Source organism: Nitrospiria bacterium (assembly GCA_035498035.1).
Taxonomy (GTDB): domain Bacteria; phylum Nitrospirota; class Nitrospiria; order JACQBZ01; family JACQBZ01; genus JACQBZ01.
In genome coordinates this window covers 1-4,206 of the sequence record DATKAN010000046.1, presented here as the reverse complement: position 1 = coordinate 4,206, position 4,206 = coordinate 1, and the positions used below count along the sequence as shown (strand labels likewise).

Here is a 4,206-nt window from a genome sequence, read left to right as displayed (position 1 = left end):
AATACAGTTGATACAGGAATAGGTCCAGAAATCGACCAGGACCACTTTGCCTTTTAATTCGGAGGCGGACAAAGCGGTGGAATTGATCCAAGCCGTAATGCGGGAAAACTCCGGGATCGAACCCAGGACAGGCAGCGGGATGCCTTCGGCCGAGGCCAGGGCGACTCCCGAACGCAAATCGGTGGGTTCCGAATCGCCTTGTCGAATTGACGCGGTCCCTTTCTTTTCGACCAATCGTTTTTCAATTTCGTTGGTCACGAAGAGTTGTCCCGGAAGATGGGAAAGGAGCCAGGTATCCAGGTTGAAATAGAGCCCGACGACCGCGGCGAGGGTCAGGGCCCCCAGGAGTTTATGAGAGACCGGCCCCCACGCCCGAAAACGTTGCATCCGGCGGGAGACCGTTTGCCCCCCGTACCCGATCAGCAGCATCGGAACGGCGGCCCCGAGGGAATACCCGCCCATCAGGAGCAGTGTATGCGCGAACGATCCCTGAACGGTGGCCAGCGTAATGATGATGCCGAGAATGGGACCCGCACAAGGCGCCCAGATCAGTCCCAGCGAGCCCCCGATCAGCAGTGCGTTAAGCCGGCCCGGTTCCGGGCCGAGCCGGTTGATCCCCGTCATTCTTTGCGCAAGAAAACTGATCCGGTTTCCCATTCCCTCCCACAGCCTCGGCCAAATCAAGGAGAGGCCGAAGAAAAAGAGGATCCCCAGGGCCGCGTGCCGGAGGAGGGCGTTGCTTATTCCCAGGAAGCTTCCGAAAAGGGCGAAGGTGGTTCCGAATAGTGTGAAAGCGCCTGCAAGCCCCAACACGATCCAGAAAGGACGGTGACGAAACGGCGTCGCGACGGAGGCGCTGAGAAGAGGCGGAAGAACCGGAAGGATGCAGGGACTTAAGACCGTCAACAATCCGGCCGCAATCGATAAGAGTTCCAATCCCCAATTCATGATTTCCTCCTTTCAAACCCGTTTGATCAAAAAGTCGTCTTGATTTACGACTCCATCCTACCGGATGAATTTGAAGGAAGAATAAAGGGAATGTGAAGATTCGGTGAAGATCGGCTCAAAGCGGAAGGGTGAACCAGACCTCGGTCAGGCCGGGTCGGCTGTCGGCCCCCACGGTTCCTCCATGGGCCTCGACGATCTGTTTTACGATGGACAGCCCGATTCCCGCTCCACCCCATTCCCGGGAACGGGATTTTTCACCCCGGTAAAACCGCTCGAAAATGTGCGGCAGGTCTTCCAAGCGGATTCCTTCCCCGCTGTTCGAGAAGACAACCCGCGCCCGGTTTCCCATGGTTCCGATATCGACCCCCGCCTCTCCACCGTCCGGGGTGTATTGAAGAACGTTCTGAATCAGATTCTGAACCGCCTGAACGATCTGATCGGCGTCGGCGACCACGAAGACGGGCGACCCGTTGATCTTCATCCGGAGGCCTTTCTGATCAAACCGGAGCTGTTCCTTTCGAAGCAGTTGGAGGACCAGGGCGTGAAGATCAAACCGCTCCTTTGTCATGACCCGGGTTTCTGCGTCGATCTGGGAGAGACGATGGAGCGCGTCGACCAGACGAACCAAACGGAGGACTTCCTCATGAAGGGAATCGATCGCATCCCGCGACGGTTCCATCAACCGGTCCTGAATCGCCTCCAACTGGCCCCGGATATTGTTCAACGGCGTTCGGAGCTCGTGGGCCACGTTGGCGACCAGATCCTTCCTCATCCTCTCGATTTTTTCAAGACTCTCGACCATTTGATTAAAGGCTTGTCCCAACTCGCCGACCTCGTCATGCGTGATCCCCTTGACCCGCTCGGAGTAATCCCCCATCGCAAGCCTTCGCGTTATCTTGTTCATTTGGGTCAGGGAACGCATCGCCTGTTTGGTCATGAAATAGCCGAGGAGCGAGACCGCGACCAGGCCGAGGACCATCGAAAGGAGGAGGAACTGATGGGTGGTGTGCAGGAATACCGCGTGGAGAACTTCGGGATCGATCTTGTACTCCTTCATCAGACCCATGAAATAGTCCGCGGCAAAGTGGTCGATCACCTGCCAGGCCAGAACGACGACGATTCCAACCCCCAGGAGGTTAATGCCGACGAGTTTCCAGATCAAACTGATTCTTGGGATTCGCAAGTTATTTCTCCGCGAATTGGTAACCGATACCTCGGACCGTTTTGATGTACCGGGGCCGTGCCGGGTTTTTCTCGATCTTTTGGCGGAGATTCTTGATATGCACGTCGACCGTGCGATCGAGCACGTTGACCTCGGCCCTCGGGTACACGACATCCAGAAGGGTCTCCCGCGAGAAGACCCGGCCGGGGGCCGCCATCAGGGTCGCGAGAAGTTTGAATTCGAAATGAGTCAGCGTCAGGAGAGTCCCGTGGAGAGTGGCTTTGTGCTTCTCCGGGTCCACCATGAGACCCTGAAAGGAATAGGGCTTGAGGGGACCCTTTTCCCCGCGCCGGAAACGGCGCAGAATGACCTTGACGCGGGCCACGACCTCTCTCGGACTGAAGGGTTTGACCACGTAATCGTCGGCGCCGATCGAAAGTCCGACCAGCCTGTCCACCTCCTCCACCTTGGCCGTCACCATCATGATCGGCACATCCGATTCCTGCCGGATCTTTTTGCAGACTTCAATTCCATCCATTTTTGGAATCATCAGATCGAGCAGTACGAAATTCGGCCGTCTTTTCCTGAAGAGAGCAAGCGCATCGATGCCGTTGCCGGCTTCGAGGGTCTGGAACCCCTCCTTTTGAAGATAAAGGCTTAGAACCGAGGCCGTTTTTCGGTCGTCCTCCACGATCAAAACCGCCTCTTTCGAAGAAGACTCCATTCCTTTCTCCTTTTATTCCGGTCGAGATTATAACACGGGCGCGTGAAGATAAGAAGAAGAGTTGATGAAGAAACGGTTAAGGCAACGATGCGCGGAGCGACGATAGAAGCAGGAAAGATCGGCGGACTCCCGACGAGGGCCGCGTTAAGGAGAACCGCACCCCTTACCGGGTCTCAGTTTTTTGATTGGACTCCCAGATCAGCACCTCCGCGCCGGTGTCGGCATCCGCGGTAATGCGGGGGTTTCCGGCCGCGGTCAAACGGGCCGCATCCCCCGTTCGAAGAACCCCCGCGCCTTCGAGCTCCACCCCACCCTTGGCCACGAACAGATGCACATAGGGAGCGTCCGGAATGGCCGCCGACTGGCCGGGCTTCAGCCGCCCCACCCAGAGCCCCGCGCCCTTCTGGCGGATGGAGATGGCGGAGTGGTCCCCCTTTCCGGAGGCGATCTGGACCAATCCTCCTTTGTCCAGTTCGCGGCCGATATCGAGCTGCTCGTAACCGGGCTTGATCCGCTCCGTGTCCGGAAGGACCCACATCTGGACAAAATGGACCGGGTTATTCCCGTTGGGGTTCATCTCGGAATGCCAGATCCCGGTTCCGGCGCTCATCCGCTGGGCCAGCCCGGGGTAGATGATCCCCTTGTTTCCCTCGGAGTCCTTATGCTCCAGTTCCCCGTCCAGGACCCAGGTGACGATCTCCATGTCCTGATGGGGATGGGTCATGAATCCGGTTCCCGGCCGGACGATGTCGTCGTTATTGACAATCAACAGCCCATGGCCGACATTGTCGGGATCGTAATGGGGCCCGAAGCTGAAGCTGTGTTTGGAATCCAGCCAGCCCGTCCGTGTCAGGAACCGCCGGTCGGCTCTTCGAATGTCGATTCGATTTTCCTCGTTGGCCTTCATTTTCATCTCCTCGTTTTTCGATGGCCCGCCGGTCTGAATCATTCTAAGGCCTTCTCTATCAGCGCGGCAAACCCCGAAATATTTTTTACCAGGTCATCGAACAAGCCATGGCGCTTCTTCAGGTATTCGTGGTTATTGGAGGGGGCTTGGTAGCGCTGGACATGGGGACCGGCCGCATGAGTTCGGGAAGCATCAATCATTTGACCAACCGACCTTAGAGTGAGGTCCGGATCAATGACTTTAATCGGTGAAGATTTTTACTATAAACCCGAACCCCCCGCTTATGCAACCCCCATCCCGTTCCACGTGGCCGGAAGCGGACAACACCTTTGTGGAAAAATCGAAACGGTCGGCCGTCACCGGAAGAGAGAAATCTTAGCCCGCCGCTTCGATGGCGCCGGTGAGGGATCCCGCCTAATTTGTCGCGGATCCCGGAAAATAGATCGTGTGCGATTCATAGGGGTC

General features: G+C 57.1%; 5 protein-coding genes. All 5 read right to left on the bottom strand.

The window, feature by feature from the left end:
• On the bottom strand, nucleotides 1-948 hold a 948-nt coding region (locus VMN77_09630), incomplete at its 3' end, for a cytochrome c biogenesis protein/redoxin (GenBank protein ID HTN44039.1).
• Between the two features lie 115 nt (nucleotides 949-1,063).
• A complete protein-coding gene (locus VMN77_09625; GenBank protein ID HTN44038.1) occupies nucleotides 1,064-2,131 on the bottom strand; it encodes an ATP-binding protein in 1,068 nt (355 codons plus the stop codon).
• A gap of 1 nt (nucleotide 2,132) precedes the next feature.
• Nucleotides 2,133-2,834: a response regulator transcription factor gene (locus tag VMN77_09620; GenBank protein HTN44037.1), complete on the bottom strand. Its 702-nt coding sequence runs from the start codon at nucleotides 2,832-2,834 to the stop codon at nucleotides 2,133-2,135.
• A 163-nt stretch (nucleotides 2,835-2,997) separates the two neighbouring features.
• Nucleotides 2,998-3,741: a pirin family protein gene (locus tag VMN77_09615; protein HTN44036.1), complete on the bottom strand. Its 744-nt coding sequence runs from the start codon at nucleotides 3,739-3,741 to the stop codon at nucleotides 2,998-3,000.
• A 38-nt stretch (nucleotides 3,742-3,779) separates the two neighbouring features.
• On the bottom strand, nucleotides 3,780-3,941 hold the full coding sequence (locus VMN77_09610) for a hypothetical protein (protein ID HTN44035.1): 162 nt from the start codon (nucleotides 3,939-3,941) through the stop codon (nucleotides 3,780-3,782).
• Nucleotides 3,942-4,206: the final 265 nt, after the last annotated feature.